The following is a 22,802-nucleotide window of genomic DNA, read 5'->3' as shown; positions in this document are numbered from 1 at the left end:
ACGTAGCCTCTCAACCCTGCATAGGGTTCCCACACACTCGGCGGCGCACCTCCGACGCACCGCGGAGCCGGGGCGAACCCACTTAATCCGCCGGGTGGGGAAGGTGTCGCATGGGCTCACAGCAACCACAGCACGCCGGCCGGCTCCGCCTGGTCGGCCAGCGCGAACACGGCGGCGACCGGCCACCGGCCGGACCGGCCGCACCCGCGGGCCCGCCGACCGTTCGCGGCTCCGCCGCCCCCGCGCAGGCCGCCGCCGTCCCGGCCGCCGCGCCCGCCGTCGCCGCGCCGGGCGGCTTCGCCGAGGTCCTGAACGCCGCCATCGAGCACAGCGGACTCAGCCTCGACCGGATCCGCGCCGCCCTCGCCAAACAGGGCGTCAGGGTCAGCGTCACCACGCTCAGTTACTGGCGCCGCGGCCGCAGCCAGCCCGAGCGGGCCACCTCGCTGCGCGCCGTCCACCTGCTCGAGGAGCTCCTCGGCCTGCGCCACACCGCCCTCACCTCGCTGCTCGGCCCGCCCCGCCCGCGCGGCCGCTGGGTCGCCCAGGGCCCGGCCCCCGACGGCCTGCGGGTCGAACAGGTGTGGCCCGGACAGACCGAGCTCGGCGAGGTCTTCGCGGAACTCGACGCACCGCCCGCCGGCCAGCTGGAGCGGCAGTCCATCCACGACGCCTACTACGTCGACGCCTCCCGCCGCGGCCACCTGCTGCGGATGCGCCAGGTGGTCCGCGCGACCGTCGACGGCGTCACCCGCCACGTCGTGGTCCACAAGGCCGACGAGAGCACGGACGTCTGCCCCGAGATCACCGACGTCCGGCACGCCCGCCTCGGCCGGGTCCGCCGCCGCCCGCACATCGGCCTGCTGGTCGCCGAACTCCTCCTCGACCGGCCGCTCGCCCTCGGCGACTCCACGGTCCTCGAGTACGAGGTGAAGATCCCCGACTCCGGCCCCACCACCGACTACGGGCGGTTCTTCGCCGGCCCCGTGCGGGAATACGTCCTGCAGGTCCACTTCGACCCCGCAGCCGTCCCCGTCCAGTGCGAGCGCTTCGACCGCACTCCCGGCGCCGAGACCGACCGTCACCGCGAACCCCTGTGGATCGGCGCCTCCGCCAGCGCCCACGTCCTCACCGCCGACCAGCAGCCCGGCCAGGTGGGCATCCGCTGGCAGTGGGAGTAGTCCTCCCTGACGCCCCCTCACCCCCGGCACCGCCCACGACCCACCCCCGTCCTCCGGCCGTGCCCGCTCCCGGGCACCACCCCGACCCACCCCCGTCGACGGCCCGGTGCCCTCCCCTCTCCTCGGCAGCGCAGCCGAATCCGGCCCCGGCCCGGCCGACGACCCGTCACCCCCGGCCCGCGGAGCAGCGGTTCGCGCTCGCCCCTCCCGGCCGGGCCCGGTCGACACGCCCGCCGTTCACCCGGTTGCCCCGCCCGACCGCCCATCAGGTGGTCCGCGCCGGTGCCTCCGTGGAAGGTGGGTCCACTCAACGAGGAAAGGCGGTCCCTCCCGTGCTGATGGAGTTCAGCGATGTCGAGCCGGACGAATCCTGCGTCTGCGGCGGGTGCGGTGCGCGCCGCCGGGCACGGCACCTCGCGGTCCGGTCGGGTCACGGCGCCTCGGCGCAGGCCCGTGGCGCGCGGCGGGCGGCGGTGCTGCTCGCCGCCGTCGGCAGTGTGCTGGGCGGCGGCGGGGCGGCGTCGATAGCCACCGCCGCGCCGCGGACCGACAGCAGCCCGCTGGCGGTGGATTCACCGCAGGGCGAGGTCGCGGGCCTGTTCGGCGGGCCGGTGTCGGCCCGCCGTTCACTGGCCGCGCAGCCGGCCACCTCGCGGGCGGAGATCATGCGGCGGGCGCAGGGCTGGGTGGACCAGAAGGTGCCGTACAGCATGGCGAAGTACTGGTCGGACGGTTACCGCCAGGACTGTTCGGGCTTCGTGTCGATGGCGTGGGGCCTGGGCAGCAGCCAGACCACCTGGACGCTGCCGGACTTCGCCGAGCGGATCTCCAAGGACGACCTGCAGCCCGGCGACGTACTGATCTACAACAACGCGAAGGACCCGCAGGGCGGCTCGCACACGGTGCTGTTCGGCGGCTGGGTCGATGCGGCGCACACCAAGTACACGGCACTGGAGCAGACCCGCCCGGCCACCACCGAGCGCAGCACGCCGTACGCGTACTGGAGCAACTCGGGCAAGTACCTGCCGTACCGGTACAAGGGGCTGAGCCAGCCGATGCCCGCGCCGGACGGCGCGGACGCGTTCCCGGGGGCGGACCGGTTCGGGCCGGGGAAGGTGAACGACTACGTGACCCGGCTGGGGAAGCTGCTGGTGGAGCGGGGCGGCGGCCGGTTCTACCAGGAGGGGCCGAGCCCGGACTGGGGCGAGGCGGACCGGAAGGCCACCGAGGCGTTCCAGCTGGCGCAGGGCTGGCGCGGCGCGGAGGCGGACGGCTACCCGGGCAAGGACACCTGGGACTTCCTGGTGCACCACAAGGGCAAGGACATCCCCCCGGCGGCGGGCGTGCCGTCTCCTCCTCCGCCGCCGCCGCAGTCCGCGCCGCCGTTCCCGGGCGCCGACACGTTCGGGCCGGGGAAGGTGAACGACTACGTGACGCAGCTGGGCCGGCAGCTGGTGAAGAAGGGGTACGGCGGCTTCTACCAGGAGGGCCCGAGCGCGGACTGGGGCGAGGCGGACCGCCGCAACGTGGAGGCGTTCCAGCGCGCCCAGGGCTGGACCGGCTCCGAGGCGGACGGCTACCCGGGCCCGCACACCTGGAGACTGCTCTTCTCCTGACCGGTGGTCAGCCCTGCGGGAGCACGCCGACCGCGGCGTGCTCCCGCACCCATGCGTGCATGGCGATCGCGGCGGCCGCACCGGCGTTGATGGAGCGGGTGGAGCCGAACTGGGCGATGGAGCAGACCGCCGTCGAGTGCTCCCAGGCCTCGTCGGTCAGCCCGGGGCCCTCCTGGCCGAACAGCAGCACGCAGCGTTCGGGCAGCGGGTAGGTCTCCAGCGGCACCGCGCCGGGCAGGTTGTCGATGCCGATGATCGGCAGGCCGCGTTCGGCGGCGTACCCGGCCAGCGACGCCACCGACTCGTGGTGGCGCACGTGCTGGTAGCGGTCGGTGACCATGGCGCCGCGCCGGTTCCAGCGGCGCCGGCCGACGATGTGCACCTCTCCGGCGAGGAAGGCGTTGGCGGTGCGCACCACGGAGCCGATGTTGAAGTCGTGCTGCCAGTTCTCGACGGCGACGTGGAATCCGTGCCGCCGGGTGTCCAGGTCGGCGACGATCGCCTCGTGCCGCCAGTAGCGGTACTGGTCGGTGACGTTGCGTCGGTCGCCGGCGGCGAGCAGCTCGGGGTCGAGGCGGGGGTCGTCGGGCCACGGTTCGGGGTGCGGGCCGACGCCGATCTCGCGGTCGTCGGCGAGGTGCCCGTCGTCGTACTGCTCGCCCAGCTGGGGTACCGAGGTGTCGCTCACGCACTCGAGGGTACGGGCTCCTCGCGGGCGGTCTGCGGGCGCGTCCGGACGGCCTTCTCCAGCTCGGTGAGCGCCTGCATGACGAGTCGGGCGCCGGCGCGGGTGACGTCGATCCGGTCGTCGCGGGGGAGTGCGGCCAGCAGGTAGTCCCAGGTGCGGTGGGCGTCCCGGAGCATGGAGAAGTCGACGTCCTGGCCGAGCAGGATCGCGGCGGCGGCGATCGCGGTGGCGTCCCGGAGCTCCTCGCCGAACGCGGCCGCGCCGGGCAGCAGCAGGGAGTCCTCGCCGGGCAGGTGGGCCTCCAGCAGGACGACCGAGCGGTCCAGCATGCCGACCGCGGCGCGGGCCCGGTCGAACTGCTTGCGGCTCAGTTCCGGCACCTTCGCGAAGTGCCGCACCGGCTCCACCTCGGCCCGGTCCAGCGCGGCCAGCATCTCGCTGCGGGACTCCCGGACGTCCAGCAGCGCGGCCCGCACGTCCTGTTCGGCGCGCCCGCCGGCCGGCTCGCCGTACGCGGTGAACACCGCCGCCGCATACCGCCCGGCGGCGGCCAGCCACTCGGCCAGCCGCTCCGGCAGCCGGGCGGTCTGCCAGGTCGGGAACAGCGCGTAGGCGCCGAGCGCGACCGCGCCGCCGAGCAGGGTCATGGCGACCCGGTCGATCGCCAGCCGCACCGGATCGCCGGGCTGCAGGCCCAGCAGGAACACCACGTAGGAGGAGATCGCGGCCGTCAGCAGCGCGTACCCGGTGCTCAGCATCATGTACGAGAGGCCCATCGAGGCCACGGCGAGTGCGGCCAGCACCCAGTCGTTCGGGTCGAAGGCCTGCACGACGGCGGTGGAGAGCAGCACGCCGACGGCGGTGCCGGCGATCCGGGCGACGCCGCGGCTGAAGGTCTGCGCGAAGTCCGGCCGCATCACCATCGCGGAGGCCATCGGCGCCCAGTAGCCGTGCTCGATGCCCAGCAGGCGGGCCGCCAGGTAGGCGGAGGTGACCACGGCGGACATCCGCACCGCGTGGTGGAAGATCGCCGAGTGCTGGTGCAGTTGCCGGCCGACGGTGGCGAGCGCGCCGGGCACCACCTTGACCAGCGGGGGGCGGCGCAGGCCGGTGCCGGGGCGGGCCGGGACGGTGCCCCGGTCCTGCCGGTCAAGCCGGTCGGCGGCCCGGCCGAGCAGGCCGGACAGCCGGCGGGCCGAGCGCCGGGCGCCGCCCCGCAGCAGGTCCTCGCCGGTGCCGGGGCGGGCCAGCGCGAGGCCGGGGGTGTCCCTGGGGAGGCGGACCGCCTCGCCGGTGCGGATCGCCCGGGCCAGCGCGTCCAGCACGTCGGCGGCGGCGGCCAGCACCTCGCGGGCCCGGTCCCGCTCGGGGCCCTCCGCGGCGGCGCCGACCCGCGGGTCGGCGAGCGCGGCCAGCGCGGGGCGGACCTGTTCCGCGATGGTGCGCAGGCCGCGCAGTTCGGGCGGGCGGCGGCGGGCCTGCCGGGGGGTCAGCCGGGCGGCCTGCCGGGCGACGATGAACGGCTCCGGGTCAACGTGCGCGACCGGGTCCTGGCGCAGGTTGCGGGCGTAGTCGCCGAGCCCCGCGTAGATGTCGGCGAGCGCGTCGCGCTGCGCCCGCCAGCTGTCGATCGGCCACAGGGTGACCACCAGCGCCTGGACGCCGCCGCCGACCGAGCAGAGCAGGGCGTGGCCGAGCGCGGCGGACACCGACACCGGCAGCTGCACCACCACCATCATCACGGCCAGCGTGTTGGCGGCGACCACGCCGGCGGTCGGGCTGACCGCCCAGGCCATGCCCGCCCCGAACGCCCACAGCGCGAGCAGCACCGGGAACGCGCCCGGGATGCCGACCGCGACGTAGCCGAGGAAGGTCGACGCGCCGAGTCCGGCGCCCGCCACCAGGGCCAGCGAGGCGCGCGGCCGGAACGAGCGCTGGAAGGTGGCGACGCCGGCGATGAACGCGCCCATCGCGGCGGAGGCGGCGTGCGCGGGCCCGTAGATCGCCATGGTCGGGAAGATCACCAGGGCGGCGGCGACCGCGGCGCGCAGCGAACGGCGGGGGTTGGTGAGCGAGAAGTCCACGGTCAGCCCGGTCTTCGCGGTGTCGCGCAGGGCCGCAAACCAGGACATGTCGGGAGCTTATCGACTTTTCCGCCATCGGCCCGTCAACGCGCGCTGCACCGCCAGCAGCGCCCCGGTGGGCCAGAACACCGCGTCGGCGGCCAGCATCGCCAGCGAGAAGAACGGCAGCCCGAGCAGCACCGCGATCGCCAGGTGCTCGGCGCCCATCAGCACCAGCAGCACGTTCTTCAGCCGCCGGTTCAGCAGCGCGAACGGGAAGCCGACCTGGGCGATCACCGTGCCGTAGGTCAGCAGGAAGGTCACCAGCAGACTTCCGCCGAGCAGCGCCGACAGGCCCGGCCAGGGGGTGAACCAGCCCAGGTGCAGCGGGTAGTGGACGGCGGTGCCGTCCTGCCAGCGCGAGCCCTGCACCTTGTACCAGCCGGCCGCGGCGTACACCAGCACCACCTGGGCGGCGATCACCAGCATCGCGCAGTTGTGCAGCATCGCGGCCAGCGCGTCGGCCAGCGCCCGGGGTTCGCTCCAGGCCGCCCGGTCGGGGGCCGGGCGGCGGGCGCGGCGGCGGGCGTCCAGCGACCAGACCGTGCCGCAGCGGGTGAACACCAGGTAGATCGCCATCAGGTGGAGCAGGTTGTCGCCGCCGTCGCCGACCAGCACGTTGCGGTTCTGCAGCGACAGCACGGTCAGCGCGAACGCGGCCGCGCTCGCCCGGGTGCGCCAGCCGAGCGCGAGGGCCGCCGCCGAGGCCAGCGCCAGCAGGTACACCGCCTCGAACCACCAGCGGCCGCCGCTCCACGACAGCGCGGTGAAAGCGTGGGTGTCGGCGATCAGCCGGTCGTTGAGCTCGGCCGACCAGGGCGAGCGGTCGCCGTACAGCAGCCGCCGGTTCGGCCACTCGCGCAGCAGGTAGGCGCCCCAGGTGCCGGCCGTGCCGATCCGCACCGCCGCCGCCTGGTACGGGGCGAGGGTGGTCAGCAGGCGCGGCAACGCGGCCCGGAGGGCGCCGGGGGTCACTCCAGGCCCCGCCAGTCCTCGTCCTGCACCGGCCACCAGGGCAGCTCGCGGGAGTGCGCCGAGGTGTCGACCCGCTCGTCGCTCCAGGCCGGCGGGGCGACCGTCGCGGTGTCGACCCGGAGCTGCACCTGCAGCACCCGTTCCCCGGCGCGGCCGATCCGCTGCAGGGCGATCCGCTTCAGGTACTCCTCGGCGAGCCGGGCGCGCGAGCCGGCGGCGGTGGGACCGTCGCCGTCGGGGTGGGTGGCCGCGTAGAAGTCCCAGGCGCGGCGCAGCAGGTTCTGGTCGAGGTGGCTCGGCGCCGGGTCGTGCCGGATCGCCGCCAGGTCCTGGGCGCTCAGCGGGCACCAGTCGCGGGTGGTGACCCGGCCGTCGTCGGCGATCGTCTGCACCCGGGCGGAGACGGTGACCTCGCGCTGCAGCGGGTCCGGCGCGAACAGCTGCCAGTTCTGCTCGAACTCCGGGCGGACCACGGCGTCCAGCTGCGCGCGGTACTCCCGGGACACCGAGTTCTCCGGCGCCACGTGCAGGAACAGCGCGGCGAGGAACGCCAGGGTGCAGGCCGCGAGCCCCACCCCGGCGACCGCCAGCACCGCCCGGGCGGGCTTCGACCAGACACGCACGGCGGCCATCCTGCCGCACCGCGCACGCGTTCGAACAGGGGCGGGAGGAGCCGCTGTTACAGGACGAACGGCTCCTGGCCGCCGCTGCTCACCATCGGACGGCCGGCGGCCTCCCAGGCGAACATGCCGCCGTCCACGTTCACCGCGTCCCGGCCGCCCGCGACCAGGTACTGCACCACCTGCGCGGACCGGCCGCCGACCCGGCACAGCACGTACAGCCGGGCGTCGGGCAGCTCGTCGAGGCGGGCCACCACCTGGCCGATCGGGATGTGCAGCGCGCCGTCCACGTGGCCGGCGTCCCACTCGTCCTGCTCGCGGACGTCGAGCAGCACGGCGTCGGCGGGCACCGAGGCGGCGTCGGTGGTGGGCAGCTGAGCGAACATCTGGGGGGTCTCCTGGGGTCGGGACGGATCGTTCGGGCCATTGTCGGGCAGCAGCGCGGCCAGCTTGGCCTGCCGGTCGGCGGCGGTGGCCAGCAGCTGCTCCGCGAGGTCCTCCAGCAGGCGCTCCGGCTCGTCGGGGCGGAGCAGCAGCAGCTCGCCCATCGGGGTGCGCTCCAGCCGGACGCGTTCGGCGGCCAGCGCGGCGATCCGGCCGGTCAGCCACTCCAGCCGCTGGCGCAGCCAGGCCAGCCGGTCGGGGGAGTCGACGGCGGGCGCGGACTCCGGGTCGGCGGACCACTCCTCGGCGAGCCGTTCCAGCCCTTCGGTGTCCGCCAGCGCGTACGCCTCGTTGACCCGGGCGATGAACGCCGAGCGGCGCTGCTGCTCGGCCGGGTCGGTGGACAGGTCGGGGTGGGCGCGGCGGGCCAGTTCGCGGTAGATCCGCTGGGCGTCCTTGTCGGGCCGCACCCGGCGGGCCTCCGGCTCGCCCTCGCGGGGGCCGCGCTGCTCGGGCGGCTCGACCCGCTCCCGGGCCTCGCGGGCCCGCCGCAGGTCCTCCGGGTCGCCGCTGAGCGCGGCCACCGACTCGGCGATCAGCGCGTCCAGCTCGTCCAGTTCGGCGTACAGCGGGCCGAGCAGCTGGTGGTGGGCGAGCGCGAAGTTGTCGATCTCCACCCTCAAGGTGGCCACGTCCACGTCCAGGGTCAGCCAGGCCAGCTCGGCCGCCGCGACCCGCTCCTCCAGCTCCTGCCGCTCCGGATCCGCCCACACCTCGACGCTCGGTACGCTCACCCGGGCAACCCTACCGGGGCCGCCGCGCCGCCCGACCGGGTGACGCCGGAGCACGCCGGGGGCGCGCCGTCAACGACACGCAACTGATACGGACGAATCTGCCCGATTAACTACCTCCCATTGGCATCTCCATGCTTCATTGGAGGACGCACGCAAGGACGCGCGCACCGGCCAGGAGGAGCAGCAAGAACCACAAAGGGGCAGACCGATATCCATGGTGGACCAGCCCATCTCCGCACCCGACCGGGCGGACCCGCCGGGCGGCCGCCCCGCCGGGGTGGTGGCGCTGCTGCGGGTCGCCGCCGTGCTGGTCGACCCGGACGGCCGGATCGCGGTGTGGAACCGCACCGCCGAGGAACTGTTCGGCCACCGCGCCGCCGTCGCCGCCGGCCGCACCGCGCACGGCCTGCTGCCCGCCGTCTGCCCCCGCCACACCGCGGACTCCCCCGCACACCGCTGCGACGCCTTCGACACCCTCGACGACCTCGCCGCGGACGGCCCGTGGGCCGGCGCGATGACGGTCCACGACCGCGAGGACCGGCAGCGCGACATCCTCTGGTGGGCCTACCCGCTCGCCGAACCGGCCGGCCGCTCGCTGCTCGCCCTGGCCGCCGACGCCCGCCCGCTGCGCGCCTCCGGCCCCCGGATCGCCCTCGGCGAACGCCTCGTCCCGTACGCCGCCGCGCCCGCCGGGGGCCGCCCCGGACAGGTCACCGCCGCCTTCGCACCGCCCGCCGGGCAGGCCGCCGACGCGCTGGCCGCCCTGCTGCCCACCTGCTCCGCGGAGCGCCGCGGCCGACTGCTGTCCGCGCTGGCCGCCGCCGGCCCGCCCGCCCTGCGGGTGGACGACGCCACGCTGCTGCCGGTGCTGCCCTACCAGTCCTCGCCGGGCGGGCCGTCCGGCACCGCCCGGGTCGCCGCCGGGATCGGCCGCCGCTACCCCACCCCGCAGCAGCGGGCCGCCCAGCAGCGCGAGCGCACCGCCCGCCGCCCCGCGGAGCCGCAGCGCGGCGCGGGTGCCCGCGGCCCGCTCGGGGTACGGATACAGGCTGCCGGACCCGCAGCCGGCGCCACCGTCCCCGCCCCACGCGAAGCCGCCGCCCACGGCCCGACCCCGGGAGGCCCCGCCATCGACCCCGCCGCCCCGCCCGAACCGGCCCCGTCCCCCGCCGCCGTCCTGCCCGGCCCCGCCAGGGCCGCCGGCGGCGTCGAGGTGGTCCGCGGCCTGCCCGACGACGGCGACCTCGCCCTGCTGGCCTCGGTCGGCAGCCAGGTCGGCACCACCCTCGACCTCGACACCACCGCCCACGAACTGTGCCGGGTGCTGGTCCCCCGGGTCGCCGACTTCGCCTGCGTGGACCTGCTCGACGGCCTGCTCTCGGACGGCGAACTGCCCGCCGACCCGCCGGACGACCGCACTGTCCTGCGCCGCGTCGCCCGTACCTTCAACGCCTCCTCGCCGCGCTGGAGCCACGTCCTGGACGAGGGCTCGCTGCTGGCCATGCCGCGCTCCACCCCGCCCGGCCTGGCCCTGCAGGAGAACCAGCCGGTGCTGGTGCCGCTGATCTCCGCGGACGTCGCGGTCGACTACGCGGCCTCGCTGGGCGGCCCCGAGCTGGAGCCCGCCGTGGTGGGCCGCTCCATGCTGGTGCTGCCGCTGTCCGCGCGCGGCGCGGTGCTCGGCATCCTCAAGCTGCTGCGGCTGTCCGACCGGGCGCCGTTCACCCGCGCCGACGCCGACACCCTCAAGGAGATCGCCGCCCGCGCCGCGCTCTCCCTGGACAACGCCCGGCTGCACCGCGCCGAGTCCAAGGTCGCCACCACCCTGCAGCGCTCGATGATCCCGTCCCGCCCGCCGAAGATCCCCGGCGTGCAGATCGCCCACCGCTACATGCCGGGCGACCGGAAGGCCGAGGTCGGCGGCGACTGGTTCGACGCCATCCAGCTGCCCGGCAGCCGGGTCGCCCTGGTGGTCGGCGACGTGATGGGCCACGGCCTGCACTCGGCCGCCGCGATGGGCCGCTTCCGCACCGCCATGCAGACCCTCGCCGCCCTCGACCTGCCACCCGGCCAGCTGCTGCGACACCTGGACAACCTGGCCCACAAGCTCGGCGACGACCACCTCGCCACCTGCCTGTACGCCGTCTACGACCCGATCAACCGCACCTGCGAACTCGCCTCCGCCGGCCACGTCCCGCCGGTCCTGGTCCACCCCGACGGCCGCGGCGAGCTCCTCGACCTGCCCTCGGGCGCGCCGATCGGCGTCGGCGGGGTGCCGTTCGTCGCCAAGCGGATCGAGGTCTCGGACGGCTCGATGCTGGTGATGTGCACCGACGGCCTGGTCGAGGTCCGCGGCGGCGACATAGGAGAGGGCCTGGCCGCCCTGTGCGGCAACCTGATCGACCCCAAGCAGACCCCGGACGAGGCCTGCGACACCGTGCTGAACACCCTGCACTCCGACGACCGGCAGGACGACATCGCGCTGCTGGTGGCCCGCTTCGACGGCGTCCCGCCGACCGAGGTCGCCACCTGGCAGCTGGGCGTCACCGAGCTGGAGGTCGGCCGGGCCCGCCGCCTGGTGCGCGACCAGCTCGCCGCCTGGCAGCTGACCGCACTGTCCGAGACGGTCGAGCTGCTGGTCTCCGAACTGGTCACCAACGCCGTCCGGGTGGCCCGCTCCGAGGTGCAGCTGCAGCTGATCCGGGTCGACAAACTGCTGGTCGAGGTCAGCGACGACAACCACAACCTGCCGTCCCTGGAGCCCGCCGACTCGCTGTCCGAACAGGGCCGCGGCCTCAACCTGGTCAGCAAGCTCGCCGAGAAGTGGGGCACCGCCCGCAAGGCGGTCGGCAAGGTCGTCTACTTCGAGATGCCGCTGCCGAGGGAGCGGGCCTAGGCCCCGGCAGGACCCGGCGGGGAGGGCTCAGACCCCGACCGCCCGGGTCCGGCCCTGGGCGGCCACCGAGGCGGCCGCGCCGACCCCGGACAGCACCCGCGGCCAGTAGTCGCCGAACACCTCGATCCACACGGCGATCAGCACGGCCGTGCTGATCGCCACCAGGTGCTCCAGGCCCGCCAGGTTCGGCAGCACCGCCGCCTCCACCACCATCGCGCCGATCACGGCGCCGCCCGTCCACCAGGCCCGGCAGCGGAACGCCACCACCACGGCCAGCGCCACCACAGCCGCGGACGGGCCGGTGTCGCGCACGTGCGCCACCCAGCGCGGGAAGCCCAGCAGGTGGTGCGGGCCCAGCGCGACGGCGATCCGGGCGAACAGCGTGCCCGCCAGGGTGCAGACGTACGCGACGACCAGGGTCAGCCGCCGGCCCAGCACGATCTCCGCCACGCCGAACACCAGGAACACCTGGGCCAGCGCCCCCCACACCGGCAGGTCCAGGGCCGGCACGTACAGCGACAGCGGGGTGCGCAGCAGCGACACGTCCAGCGGCAGTGCCGCCTTGACCACCCCGATGTCGGCGACCAACCGGTCCCCGCCCGGCAGGTGCTGGACGATCGAGAACAGCAGCACCAGCGCGGTCGCCGCCGTCGCCAGCGGAACCGCGGCGAATTTCCGGCGCAGCACCCGTTCCTTCACGGTGCCGAACAGCGCCCCCCACTCGGCGGTCGCGGCCCGGCGGATTACCGCCCCGGGCCCCGACCGCACGCCCCCCGCGTGGGTGATCCGTTTCACGACCCGGTGCTCCCGTCCCGACGACGTTCGGACCTTTCCGACGTCCGTCCTGTTCTTCCGTGCCTCTTCTTCGACACTACGCATCGGATTGCCCGGAGGCATCAGCTTCCAAGACGGGTCGTGTCATACCGGGGTCTGATCTCCGGGCCCGCTCCGCCCCCCGGCGGAGGGACCACCGTCCCGGGCCCACGGGGCCGGGAAGTCGCGCTCAGCCCTGATGCCGCCGACGGAACAGCGCGGGCATGCTCGGCACCGTGATGAAACCCTCCGCGCGGGCCGAGGCGATGCCGATCCGGGGAATTTCGCTGCTCTTCTCGAAGAGCAGATAACGCGGCTCCCAGATCGGCCGGTATTTCGCATTCGCCCGGTACAGCGACTCGATCTGCCACCAGCGCGAGAAGAATCCGAGCACCGAACGCCACAGCCGCAGCACCGGGCCGGCACCCAGCTTCGATCCGCGCTCGAAAACCGAGCGGAACATCGCGAAGTTCAACGACACCCGTTCCAGCTCGACCTCCTTCGCGCGCTGCAGGAGTTCGATCACCATGAACTCCATCAGCCCGTTCTCGCTGTCCCGGTCGCGCCGCATCAGGTCCAGCGACAGGCCGTGCGCGCCCCATGGCACGAAGCTCAGCAGCGCCCGCAGCTCGCCGTCCCCGTCGAAGCACTCCAGCATCACGCAGCGCCCGTCGCCCGGGTCGCCGAGCCGGCCCAGCGCCATCGAGAAGCCGCGCTCGGTCGCGCCGTCCCGCCAGTGGTCGGCCTTCGCCACCAGCTCGGCCATCTCGCACTCGGGGATGTCCTCGTGGCGGCGGATCCGCACCGTGTACCCGGCCCGCTTGACCCGGTTGTAGGCCTGCCGGACCACCCGCATCGCCCGGCCGTCCAGCGAGAACTCGTCCAGCTCGACGATCGCCTCGTCGCCCAGCTCCAGCGCGTCCAGCCCGTGCCGGGCGTAGATCACGCCGGCCTCCTCGGAGGCGCCCATCACGGCCGGCACCCAGGCGTGCTCGCGGGCCTCGGCCAGCCACGCGTCGATCGCGCCCGGCCAGGCCTCCGGGTCGCCGATCGGGTCGCCGGACGCCAGCGTGACACCGCCGACCACCCGGTAGGCGACCGCCGCCTTCCCGCTCGGCGAGAAGACCACCGCCTTGTCCCGGCGCAGCGCGAAGTAGCCCAGCGAGTCCCGCTCGCCCTGCCGGTCCAGCAGCTCGCGCAGCTTCCGCTCGTCCTCGTCGGTCTGCAGCTCCTCGCCGCGCGGCGAGCGGAACGTGACGTAGACGACGACCAGGAACAGCACCGCGCTCATCGCGTTGATCGCCGCGTTCACCCAGGTCGGCACGGCGACCACGTCGGCCACCTTCGCCGACGGGGTCAGCGTGATCATCCGGTGCACGGAGTAGCTGAACCGGGTGCCGAAGCCCGCCCCGGCGACGGTGTTGGTCAGCTGCACCAGCACCGAGCCGATCAGGCCGCCCAGCACCAGGCCGCCGAACGCCGCGGCCACCGCGGTCTTCGGGTTGGAGCGGTCGCCCTTGGAGGTGAACTCGCGGCGCGAGACCAGCAGCGCGACCAGGAACAGGCCGGTCAGCACCACGGAGAAGTAGTTCCACGGGTGGGAGGCGAAGTGCTGGCCCCAGACCAGCAGCGCCAGGTAGCCGACGAAGGTCAGCCCGCCCAGCCCGGTGTTGAAGATCCACGCCGCCCGCTTGCGGCGGCGCATCGCCACCGCAAGGAACAGTGCCAGCGCCACCGAGGTCAGGCCGACCGTCACCAGGTAGGGGGTGAAGAACTCCCCCTCGTTGTGGCGCTCCACCTGGTTCCGGAACGGCACCGACAGCACCGCCACCAGGTTCAGCAGCGCGACCAGCCGCAGGTACCAGACCGTTGACGCGGCGGCCCGCTTGCGCCAGCGCTCCTGCGGGCCGGAGCCCTCTCCCCGGGCGGGGGACACGGCCGAGGCAGCCGTCTTCACTGTGGACACAGCAACCATTCCAGACGATCGAACATCGGGGCGCATCCGCGCGCGGTGTGCGCACTCCACCCCGGATTTCCATGGTTGCCCAGGGAAGATGAGAATTGCGTGAATCCGGTAGCGGATTCCCACCCCCGCCGATCGGCGGGGGTGACGGGCCGCTCCTGGGACCGAACCCGACCCCACGAGGGAGAGACATGCCGCCGACCCGGGTCCTGATCGTGGACGACGAGGTGCTGGTCCGCTCCGGGCTCGGCCTGATCGTCGGCTCGGCGCCCGACCTGGAGGTGGTCGGCGGCTGCTCCGGCGGCCAGGCCGAACAGCAGGCCCGGGCCCTCGACCCGGACGTCGTGCTGCTCGACGTCCGGATGCCCGACCTGGACGGCATCAGCGTGCTTCGCCGGCTGCGCGCCCTGCCCGACCCGCCGGCCGTCGCCATGCTCACCACCTTCGACACCGACGAGTACATCGGCACCGCGCTGCGGGCCGGCGCCGCCGGGTTCCTGCTGAAGGACACCGCCCCCGAGCAGCTCGTGCACGCCGTCCGGGTGCTCGCCGCCGGCGGCAGCGTGCTCTCCCCGACGGTCGCCCGCACCGTGATCTCCGGCTACGTGGACGGCGGCGGCCCCGACCTCACCGCCACCGCCCTCACCCACCGGCTCACCGGCCGCGAACTCGACGTGCTGGCCCTGCTCGGCGAGGGCCTCTCCAACGCCGAGATAGCGGACCGCCTGTTCCTCGGCACCGGCACCGTCAAGGACCACATCAGCGCCATCCTGGGCAAGCTCGGCGCCGCCAACCGGGTCCAGGCCGCCGTCATCGCGCACCGCGCCGGACTGGTCCGCGACCGGCGGGACGAGGGGTGACCGCCGCCCGCCACCGCTGGGCCTGGCTGCGCTCCCCGCGCACCACCCTGCTGCTCCCGGTGGCGGCCGCCGCCCTCGACTCCGCGCTGGTCGCCAAGGGCTCCGAGCCCTGGCAGCTCGCGCTGTCCGCCCTGTCCGTGCTCGCCCTGCTCGGCCGCCGCCGCCACCCGCTGACGGTGGCGCTGCTCACCCTGCCCGGGGCGTTCTTCAACGAGATCTGGCTGGCCCCGCTCACCGCCGTGTACTCGGTCGCCGCCGCCTACCCGAAACCGCGGATCCCGGTCACCTGCGCGGTCTGCTTCGCCCTGGTCGAGTTCTTCCACTGGCCGCTCGCCCCCGACCTGTTCGCCCTCAGCCGGGACAACGCGCTGTACGCCATCCAGTCCGCGATGCTCGGCGCCGGACCGGCCGCGCTCGGCATGCTCGCCCGCACCCGCCGGGAGCTCGGCGAACGCGTCACCGAACTCACCGAGGGCCGCCAGCGCGAGAGCCGGCTGCTCGCCGAGAAGGTGCTGGCCGCCGAGCGCGCCCGGCTGGCCCGCGAGATGCACGACGTGGTCTCCCACCAGGTCAGCCTGATCTCCGTCCAGGCCGGGGCGATCCAGGTCGCCAGCACCGACCCGGCCTCCCGGGACGGTGCCCGCACCATCCGCGAACTCTCCGTCCGCACCCTGGACGAACTGCGGCAGATGGTCGGCGTGCTGCGCGCCGCCGGCGTCGGCGCCGGCACCCCGCTCGCCCCGCAGCCCACCCTCGCCGACCTGCCCCGGCTGATCGACGGCAGCGGCCTGCCGGTCACCCGCCGGCTCGACCCCGGCCGCCGCACCTGGCCGGAGGCGGTCGAACGGGCCGCCTACCGGACCGTGCAGGAAGGCCTCACCAACATCAGCAAGCACGCCCCCGGCGCCGAGGTCACCGTCCGGGTCGCCGCCCGCGGCGGGAAGCTCCACGTCGAGGTCCGCAACGGCCCGCCGACCGGCCGCCCCGCCACCCCGCTGCCCGGCGGCGGCCACGGCCTGATCGGCCTGCGCGAACGCGCCGCCCTGCTCGGCGGCACCTTCACCGCCGGGCCCACCCCGGACGGCGGGTTCAGCGTGCACGCCGTCCTGCCCGCCTGAGAAACGCCGGAAGGCGAACCGGCCGGGAACACAGGGGCGGCACCACAAGGGCGGGAACAACAAAAAGCCCCGCAGATCCTGAGATCTGCGGGGCTTCGCTGTGCGCGAGGGGGGAGTTGAACCCCCACGCCCTTTCGGGCACTGGAACCTGAATCCAGCGCGTCTGCCTATTCCGCCACCCGCGCATGGGTGTTGTCTTCGGGAGCTTGTCGCTCTTTCGACTCTCCGAGAAGCTTAGCGCATCTCTTCGGGCCTTCCGTTCGGCTCCCTTGCGGGCGCCCCTTCCGACATGGAAAACATTAGCACGGCCGGAACCCCACCTGCGAATCCATTCCCCACGGCCCCCGGCACGGGTCCGGCCGGGCCGCAACCCGGGGCCGGTGCGAACGGGTGAGCGGACCGCCCAGTGGGTACCCTCCGGGCGCGACCTGGCCGGGGAACCGTACGGAAGGGCCGGGCGTGGATACGATCAGTACGGAAGTACCGCTTTCCAGCCGACGAGCCGGCCCGACCGACGCCCTGAGAGGGGGTGCCCCGTGGGAGTCCTGAAGAAGTTCGAGCAGCGACTCGAAGGTCTCGTGAACGGCACCTTCGCGAAGGTGTTCAAGTCCGAGGTCCAACCGGTGGAGATCGCCGGCGCCCTGCAGCGCGAGTGCGACAACAACGCCACCATCTGGAACCGGGACCGCACGGTCGTCCCGAACGACTTCATCGTCGAGCTCAGCCCGCACGACCACGAGCGACTCAGCCCCTACGCCACCCAGCTCGGCAACGAGCTGGCCGGCATGGTCCGCGAGTACGCCGAGGCCCAGCGGTACACCTTCATGGGGCCGCTGCAGGTCGCCCTGGAGAAGGCCGACGACCTCGACACGGGGCTGTACCGGGTGCGCAGCCGCACCCTGGCCGCCGAGGAGCCGCCGCGGCCGCCCGCGCCGCCCGCCGCCCCGCCCGGGTACGGCCGCCCGCCGACCCCGCCCGCCCCCGGCGCGCCCTGGCACCAGGCCCCCGCGGCCCCGTACGGCGCCCCGCCGCCGCCCGCCGCCCCGCCCGCGATGCCGCCCGCTCCCCCGGCCGCCGGCAACAACGTGCGGCCGTTCCCCGGCGCGGGCCACGGCGGTGCCGGCACCCGGCGCTGGATCGAGGTGAACGGCGCCCGGCACCAGATCAGCCAGAACGCGGTCGTCCTGGGCCGGTCCACCGAGGCCGACATCCGGATCGACGACCCCGGAGTCTCCCGCAAGCACGCCGAGATCCGCCCCGGGACGCCCGCCATGGTCATGGACCTCGGCTCCACCAACGGCATCGTGGTGGACGGGCAGCACACCCAGCGCGCTACGCTCCGCGACGGCTCCCGGATCGTCCTGGGGTCGACCACCATCGTCTACCGACAGGTCGAAGGGTAGAAGCGGGCCGGTATGTCTGATCTGACCCTCACGGTCATGCGGCTGGGCTTCCTCGCCGTGCTCTGGCTGTTCGTCATCGTCGCCGTGCAGGTGATCCGCAGCGACCTGTTCACCACCAAGGGCGCCGCGCGCTCCTCCGGGCAGCGCGGCGCGTCCGCCGCGCCGGCCGCGTCCGGGGCGGGCCGGCCGCCGCAGGGGCAGCCCGGCGGCGCCCAGCAGCAGGCCCGGCAGCGCCGCGGGCAGCCCACCCACCTGGTGGTCACCCAGGGCTCGCTGGCCGGCACCACCGTGGCGCTGCACGGTCAGACCGTCACGCTGGGCCGGGCGCACGACTCCACGATCGTCCTGGACGACGACTACGCGTCCTCCCGTCACGCCAGGATCTACCCCGATCAGGCTGGGCAGTGGACCGTCGAGGATCTAGGCTCCACCAACGGCACCTATCTGGACCGACAGCGGCTCACCACGCCGACGCCGCTCCAGATCGGCGTGCCGATCCGAATCGGCAGGACCGTCATCGAACTGCGGAAGTAGTCAGCGCATGAGGACCAGCTCCACCCGAAGGAGGGCCCGGACAGCATGAGTCTCGTGCTGCGCTTCGCCGCCGGCTCGCACAAGGGCCTGATCCGCGAGGGGAACGAGGACTCCGGCTACGCCGGGCCCCGCCTGCTCGCGGTGGCCGACGGCATGGGCGGGGCGGCGGCCGGTGAGGTCGCCTCCTCCGAGGTGCTCGGGTCGATCGTCCGCCTCGACGAGGAACAGCCCGGCGCCGACCTGCTGACGCTGCTCAACGACGCGGTGCAGACCGCCAACGACCGGCTCCGGCACATGGTCGAGCAGGACCCGCAGCTCGAAGGCATGGGCTGCACCCTCACCGCGCTGCTGTGGGACGGCCACCGGATGGGCCAGGTGCACATCGGCGACTCCCGCGCCTACCTGCTGCGGGACGGCCGGCTCGACCAGATCACCCAGGACCACACCTGGGTGCAGCGGCTGGTCGACGAGGGCCGGATCACCGCCGAGGAGGCCGAGACCCACCCGCAGCGCTCGCTGCTGATGCGCGCCCTGGACGGCCGCGGCCAGGTCGAGCCCGACCTGTCGATCCGCGAGGTCCGGGCCGGCGACCGCTACCTGATCTGCTCCGACGGCCTGTCCGGCCCGGTCAGCCACCAGACCCTGGAGGAGACGCTCGGCAGCTACTACGCGCCGCAGCAGACCGTCCAGGAGCTGATCCAGCTGGCGCTGCGCGGCGGCGGCCCGGACAACATCACCTGCATCGTCGCGGACGTGATCGACGTCGGTGCCACCGACACCCTGAGCGGCCAGGTCACGCAGGCCCCGGAGGTGGTCGGCGCGGTCGCCGACACCCAGCCGCACCCGATGCACGACCCGCACCTGCTGGACACCCCCGCCGGCCGGGCGGCCGGCCTCGGCCGCGCCCCGCAGCCCCCGCAGGGCGCCTTCGGGCCCGCCGAGGGCTACCAGGGCGGCTACGAGCAGCAGCCCGGCTACGGCGCCCCCGCCGGCGACTTCGGCCCCGCCGAGGGCTACCAGGACGGCTACGACCCGTCGGGCGGCTACGGCGACCCGGCCGCCTTCCCGCCCGGTGAGGGCGGCGAGTACGGCGGCCCCGCCGACCCGTACGAGGGCGAGGCCCCGCCGAGCCGGCGCAAGAAGAAGCGCGGCCTGAAGCTCACCCTGATCGGGGTGCTGGTGCTCGCGGTGCTCGGTGCCGGCGGCTGGTTCGCCTGGCAGTGGAACCAGAACCAGTACTACGTGGGCACCGACAACGGCCACATCGCCGTCTACCGGGGCCTCGACCAGAACCTGGCCGGGCTGAAGCTCAGCTCCGTCTACCAGCAGTTCGGCGACGTCGAACTGAAGTACCTGCCCGCGTTCCAGCGCGACCAGGTCGCCAAGAACATCCAGGCGAGCAGCCTGGACGACGCCCGGAAGCAGGTCGACGCGCTGCGCGCGCAGGCGGCCGTCTGCAAGAAGGTCGCCGATTCCAAGGCCGCCCCGGCCACCGGGGACGCCGCGCCGTCCGCCCCGCCGCTGACCGAGCAGGAGCAGCAGCTCGCCGTGTCCTGCTCGGGGCAGTAGGCCGGGGGCGATCCCGGGGGTTCCACAGGCATGAGCACATTCGACGTGACCAGCGGCAGCACGCCCACCACCGGGCGGCGCCGCGCCGTCGGCCGGTCCGCGGCGGGCGACGCCCCGAACCGGCGCAACACCGAACTCCTGATGCTGGCCTTCGCGCTGCTGATCCCGATCCTGGCGTACGCCAACGTCGGCCTGGCGATGGACGGCAGCCTGCCCTCCGGCATGCTCTCGTACGGCCTGGGCCTGGGCGTGCTGGCGCTCGGCGCGCACCTGGCGGTGCGGCGGTTCGCGCCCTACGCGGACCCGCTGCTGCTGCCGCTGGCGACGCTGCTGAACGGGCTCGGCGTGGTGATGATCTGGCGGCTCGACAAGGCCGGCAAGCTGCTGCGCAACAACTTCCCGGCGGCGAGCAACCAGCTGATGTGGTCCGGGCTGGGCATCGCGATGTTCATCGGCGTGGTGATCCTGCTGAAGGACCACCGGATCCTGCAGCGCTACACGTACATCTCGATGGTGGTGGCGCTGGTCCTGCTGGCCGCGCCCGCCTTCTTCCCGTCCCGGGCCGAGGACTTCGGCGCGAAGATCTGGATCCGCTTCGGCTCGTTCTCGATCCAGCCCGGAGAGTTCGCCAAGATCATCCTGACGGTGTTCTTCGCCGGCTTCCTGATGGTCAAGAAGGACGCCCTGGCGCTGGCCAGCCGCAAGTTCATGGGCCTGTACCTGCCGCGCGGGCGCGACCTGGGCCCGATCGTGGTGGTCTGGCTGCTGTCGATCCTGATCCTGGTGTTCGAGACCGACCTGGGCACCTCGTTCCTGTTCTTCGGCCTGTTCGTGGTGATGCTGTACGTCGCCACCGAGCGGACCAGCTGGATCGTCTTCGGTCTGGCGATGTCGCTCGGCGGTGCGGCCGTGGTGGCCTCCACCGAGCCACACGTCAAGGTCCGCATCAACGCCTGGCTGGACCCGATGGCGGCGTTCGCGCCGAAGCCGCCGCCGCAGTCCTCCGAGCAGATCGGGCAGACTCTGATGTCGCTCGGCTCGGGCGGCACGATCGGCACCGGGCTCGGGCAGGGCCGCAGCTGGCTGATCCAGTTCGCGGCGAAGAGCGACTTCATCCTCGGCTCGTTCGGCGAGGAGCTGGGCCTGACCGGTCTGATGGCGCTGTTCATGATCTACGGCCTGGTGGTGCAGCGCGGCCTGCGCACCGCCCTGTCGGCCCGCGACCCGTTCGGCAAGCTGCTGGCGGTCGGCCTGAGCTCGGCGTTCGCGCTGCAGGTGTTCGTGGTCGCCGGCGGCGTCACCGGCCTGATTCCGCTGACCGGCATGACCATGCCGTTCCTGGCGCAGGGCGGATCGTCGGTGGTGGCGAACTGGGCGCTGATCGCCATCCTGTTGAAGATCAGCGACACCGCCCGCCGGCCGGCCGCCGAACCGGCCGCCGCCATCCCGGAACCGGCCGGGCCGGAGCGGTTCGGACCCGGCACCGGCGCACCGGACCAGAGCAGGGGAGCGTCCTCGTGAACAAGCCGATCCGCCGGGTGTCGATCTTCTGCCTGGTCCTGATCCTCGCCCTGATGCTGCGGGTGAACTGGGTGCAGGGCGTGCAGGCCTCCGACTGGGCCAACAACCCGCACAACGACCGCGCAAAGTACGACCGGTACGCCTACCCGCGCGGCAACATCATCGTCGGCGGCCAGGCCGTCACCAAGTCCGACTTCGTCAACGGCCTGCGCTACAAGTACAAGCGCTCCTGGGTGGACGGCCCGATGTACGCGCCGGTCACCGGGTACTCCTCGCAGACCTACGACGCCAGCCAGCTGGAGAAGCTGGAGGACGGCATCCTCTCCGGCACCGACTCCCGGCTGTTCTTCCGCAACACCCTGGACATGCTGACCGGCAAGCCCAAGCAGGGCGGCGACGTGGTCACCACCATCGACCCCAAGGTGCAGAAGGCCGGCTTCGAGGGCCTCGGGAACAAGAAGGGCGCCGCGGTCGCCATCGACCCGAAGACCGGGGCGATCCTGGGCCTGGTCTCCACCCCGTCCTACGACCCGGGCACCTTCGCGGGCGGCACCGACGAGGACGCCAAGGCCTGGACGGCGCTCAACAACGACCCGAACAAGCCGATGCTGAACCGGGCGTTGCGCGAGACCTACCCGCCCGGCTCGACCTTCAAGCTGGTCACCGCGGCGACCGCGTTCGAGACCGGCAAGTACCAGAAGCCGACGGACACCACCGACACCCCGGACCAGTACATCCTGCCCGGCACCAGCACCCCGCTGCGCAACGCCAGCCCCACCGAGGACTGCGGGGACGCCACCGTCCAGCACGCGATGGACCTGTCCTGCAACACGGTGTTCGGCAAGATGGGCGCCGAGCTGGGCGGCGACAAGCTGCGCGCCCAGGCCGAGAAGTTCGGCTTCAACAACGACCAGGTGGACATCCCGGTCCGGGCCACCGCCAGCTACTTCCCGAAGGACTCCAAGCCCGACGGCACCGCGATGGACGCCATCGGCCAGCACGACACCCGGGCCACCCCGCTGCAGATGGCCATGGTGGCGGCGGCGATCGCGAACAACGGCTCGCTGATGCAGCCGTACCTGGTCGCCCAGGAGGGCTCGGCCGGGAACGTGATCTCCACCCACACCGAGCACCAGATGTCGCAGGCGGTCTCGCCGGCCACCGCGCAGAAGCTCCAGCAGCTGATGGAGTCGGTGGTGCAGAACGGCACCGGCAGCAAGGCGAAGATCCCCGGCGCGACGGTCGGCGGCAAGACCGGCACCGCCCAGCACGGCCAGGACAACGCGGGCCTGCCGTTCGCCTGGTTCGTCTCCTACGCCAAGGGCCAGGACGGCAAGCAGGTCGCCGTCGCGGTGGTGGTCGAGGACGGCGACAGCGAGCGGAACGAGATCTCCGGCGGCTCGCTGGCCGCGCCGATCGCCAAGGCGATGATGCAGGCGGCGCTCGGCAAGTAGATCGGTCGTATCCGTCACATTCCGGCCATCGATCCTCGATCGGTGGCCGGAATTGTCACAATGGGACGGTCCGGGTCGATACCGGTCTGGTCTCAGCTGGCAGGCTGCCACAGGCGGGTCAGGTTCGCCCGGTAGCGTATCCGCCAGCAGCGGGTGTACCCGCAGCCAGTCCGCGGCCGTCACCGCGGACGCCGGCACCGTGAAACCACTGCGGCGGCGGCCGCGTCACAACAGAGCGTGCGGGGACACTACGTCACATCCTCACCGACCGGTGGGGGAGAGGGTCGGAG

At 73.7% G+C, this 22,802-nt stretch carries 17 protein-coding genes and 1 tRNA gene; 10 read left to right on the top strand and 8 right to left on the bottom strand.

Annotated elements, in window-relative coordinates:
- The first annotated feature begins 110 nt into the window (after nt 1-110).
- Entirely contained in the window at nt 111-1,181 is a 1,071-nt protein-coding gene (locus tag ACFV1L_RS18725) for an XRE family transcriptional regulator (RefSeq protein ID WP_380367136.1), read from the top strand.
- A 338-nt stretch (nt 1,182-1,519) separates the two neighbouring features.
- On the top strand, nt 1,520-2,797 hold the full coding sequence (locus ACFV1L_RS18720; RefSeq protein ID WP_380367134.1) for a peptidoglycan-binding protein: 1,278 nt from the start codon (nt 1,520-1,522) through the stop codon (nt 2,795-2,797).
- A 7-nt stretch (nt 2,798-2,804) separates the two neighbouring features.
- Here ACFV1L_RS18720 and ACFV1L_RS18715 read toward each other — a convergent pair whose 3' ends face one another.
- From ACFV1L_RS18715 to ACFV1L_RS18695, 5 genes are read right to left on the bottom strand one after another with little or no spacing between them, the layout of a single operon-like run.
- The gene (locus tag ACFV1L_RS18715) at nt 2,805-3,485 is read right to left on the bottom strand and encodes a TrmH family RNA methyltransferase (RefSeq protein ID WP_380367133.1); all 681 of its coding nucleotides are present in this window, start codon (nt 3,483-3,485) and stop codon (nt 2,805-2,807) included.
- Nucleotides 3,482-5,617 (bottom strand): FUSC family protein, encoded by a 2,136-nt coding sequence (locus tag ACFV1L_RS18710; protein WP_380367131.1) that lies wholly within the window; start codon nt 5,615-5,617, stop codon nt 3,482-3,484. The genes ACFV1L_RS18715 and ACFV1L_RS18710 overlap by 4 nt, the downstream gene beginning before the upstream one ends.
- Before the next feature lie 9 nt (nt 5,618-5,626).
- Nucleotides 5,627-6,583, bottom strand: a complete 957-nt coding sequence (locus ACFV1L_RS18705) for an HTTM domain-containing protein (RefSeq protein ID WP_380367129.1) — start codon at nt 6,581-6,583, stop codon at nt 5,627-5,629.
- Nucleotides 6,580-7,206 carry a DUF5819 family protein gene (locus ACFV1L_RS18700; protein WP_380367127.1) on the bottom strand — a complete coding sequence of 209 codons (627 nt, stop codon included), beginning with the start codon at nt 7,204-7,206 and terminating at the stop codon, nt 6,580-6,582. Before ACFV1L_RS18700 ends, ACFV1L_RS18705 begins: the two co-directional genes overlap by 4 nt.
- Nucleotides 7,207-7,262: 56 nt before the next feature.
- A complete protein-coding gene (locus tag ACFV1L_RS18695) occupies nt 7,263-8,381 on the bottom strand; it encodes a rhodanese-like domain-containing protein (protein ID WP_380367126.1) in 1,119 nt (372 codons plus the stop codon).
- 214 nt (nt 8,382-8,595) lie between these two features.
- Here ACFV1L_RS18695 and ACFV1L_RS18690 point away from each other — a divergent pair, with 214 nt between their 5' ends.
- A complete protein-coding gene (locus ACFV1L_RS18690) occupies nt 8,596-11,277 on the top strand; it encodes a SpoIIE family protein phosphatase (protein WP_380367124.1) in 2,682 nt (893 codons plus the stop codon).
- Between the two features lie 27 nt (nt 11,278-11,304).
- On the opposite strand, the gene ACFV1L_RS18685 is transcribed toward ACFV1L_RS18690, so the two are convergent.
- Nucleotides 11,305-12,072, bottom strand: a complete 768-nt coding sequence (locus tag ACFV1L_RS18685; protein ID WP_380367123.1) for a hypothetical protein — start codon at nt 12,070-12,072, stop codon at nt 11,305-11,307.
- Between the two features lie 208 nt (nt 12,073-12,280).
- Nucleotides 12,281-14,026, bottom strand: a complete 1,746-nt coding sequence (locus tag ACFV1L_RS18680) for a phosphatidylglycerol lysyltransferase domain-containing protein (protein WP_380367156.1) — start codon at nt 14,024-14,026, stop codon at nt 12,281-12,283.
- Nucleotides 14,027-14,244: 218 nt separating this feature from the next.
- Here ACFV1L_RS18680 and ACFV1L_RS18675 point away from each other — a divergent pair, with 218 nt between their 5' ends.
- A complete protein-coding gene (locus tag ACFV1L_RS18675) occupies nt 14,245-14,913 on the top strand; it encodes a response regulator (protein ID WP_380367121.1) in 669 nt (222 codons plus the stop codon).
- The gene (locus tag ACFV1L_RS18670) at nt 14,910-16,031 is read left to right on the top strand and encodes a sensor histidine kinase (RefSeq protein WP_380367119.1); all 1,122 of its coding nucleotides are present in this window, start codon (nt 14,910-14,912) and stop codon (nt 16,029-16,031) included. The genes ACFV1L_RS18675 and ACFV1L_RS18670 overlap by 4 nt, the downstream gene beginning before the upstream one ends.
- Before the next feature lie 101 nt (nt 16,032-16,132).
- Here the strand turns inward: ACFV1L_RS18670 and ACFV1L_RS18665 are convergent.
- A tRNA-Leu gene (locus ACFV1L_RS18665) sits at nt 16,133-16,216 on the bottom strand.
- 351 nt (nt 16,217-16,567) lie between these two features.
- Here ACFV1L_RS18665 and ACFV1L_RS18660 point away from each other — a divergent pair.
- Genes ACFV1L_RS18660 through ACFV1L_RS18640 form a run of 5 tightly spaced genes read left to right on the top strand, consistent with a single transcriptional unit; the run spans nt 16,568 to nt 22,512 of the window.
- Nucleotides 16,568-17,434 carry an FhaA domain-containing protein gene (locus tag ACFV1L_RS18660; protein ID WP_380367117.1) on the top strand — a complete coding sequence of 289 codons (867 nt, stop codon included), beginning with the start codon at nt 16,568-16,570 and terminating at the stop codon, nt 17,432-17,434.
- Nucleotides 17,435-17,446: 12 nt separating this feature from the next.
- The gene (locus ACFV1L_RS18655; RefSeq protein WP_380367115.1) at nt 17,447-17,968 is read left to right on the top strand and encodes an FHA domain-containing protein; all 522 of its coding nucleotides are present in this window, start codon (nt 17,447-17,449) and stop codon (nt 17,966-17,968) included.
- A gap of 45 nt (nt 17,969-18,013) precedes the next feature.
- Entirely contained in the window at nt 18,014-19,537 is a 1,524-nt protein-coding gene (locus ACFV1L_RS18650) for a PP2C family protein-serine/threonine phosphatase (protein ID WP_380367114.1), read from the top strand.
- Nucleotides 19,538-19,567: 30 nt separating this feature from the next.
- Entirely contained in the window at nt 19,568-21,058 is a 1,491-nt protein-coding gene (locus tag ACFV1L_RS18645; protein WP_380367112.1) for an FtsW/RodA/SpoVE family cell cycle protein, read from the top strand.
- Nucleotides 21,055-22,512 carry a peptidoglycan D,D-transpeptidase FtsI family protein gene (locus tag ACFV1L_RS18640; protein WP_380367110.1) on the top strand — a complete coding sequence of 486 codons (1,458 nt, stop codon included), beginning with the start codon at nt 21,055-21,057 and terminating at the stop codon, nt 22,510-22,512. The genes ACFV1L_RS18645 and ACFV1L_RS18640 overlap by 4 nt, the downstream gene beginning before the upstream one ends.
- Nucleotides 22,513-22,802 lie beyond the last annotated feature (290 nt).

It is taken from the genome of Kitasatospora sp. NPDC059646, from assembly GCF_042734615.1.
Classification (GTDB): Bacteria; Actinomycetota; Actinomycetes; order Streptomycetales; family Streptomycetaceae; genus Kitasatospora.
This window is presented reverse-complemented; position numbering and strand designations above follow the sequence as displayed.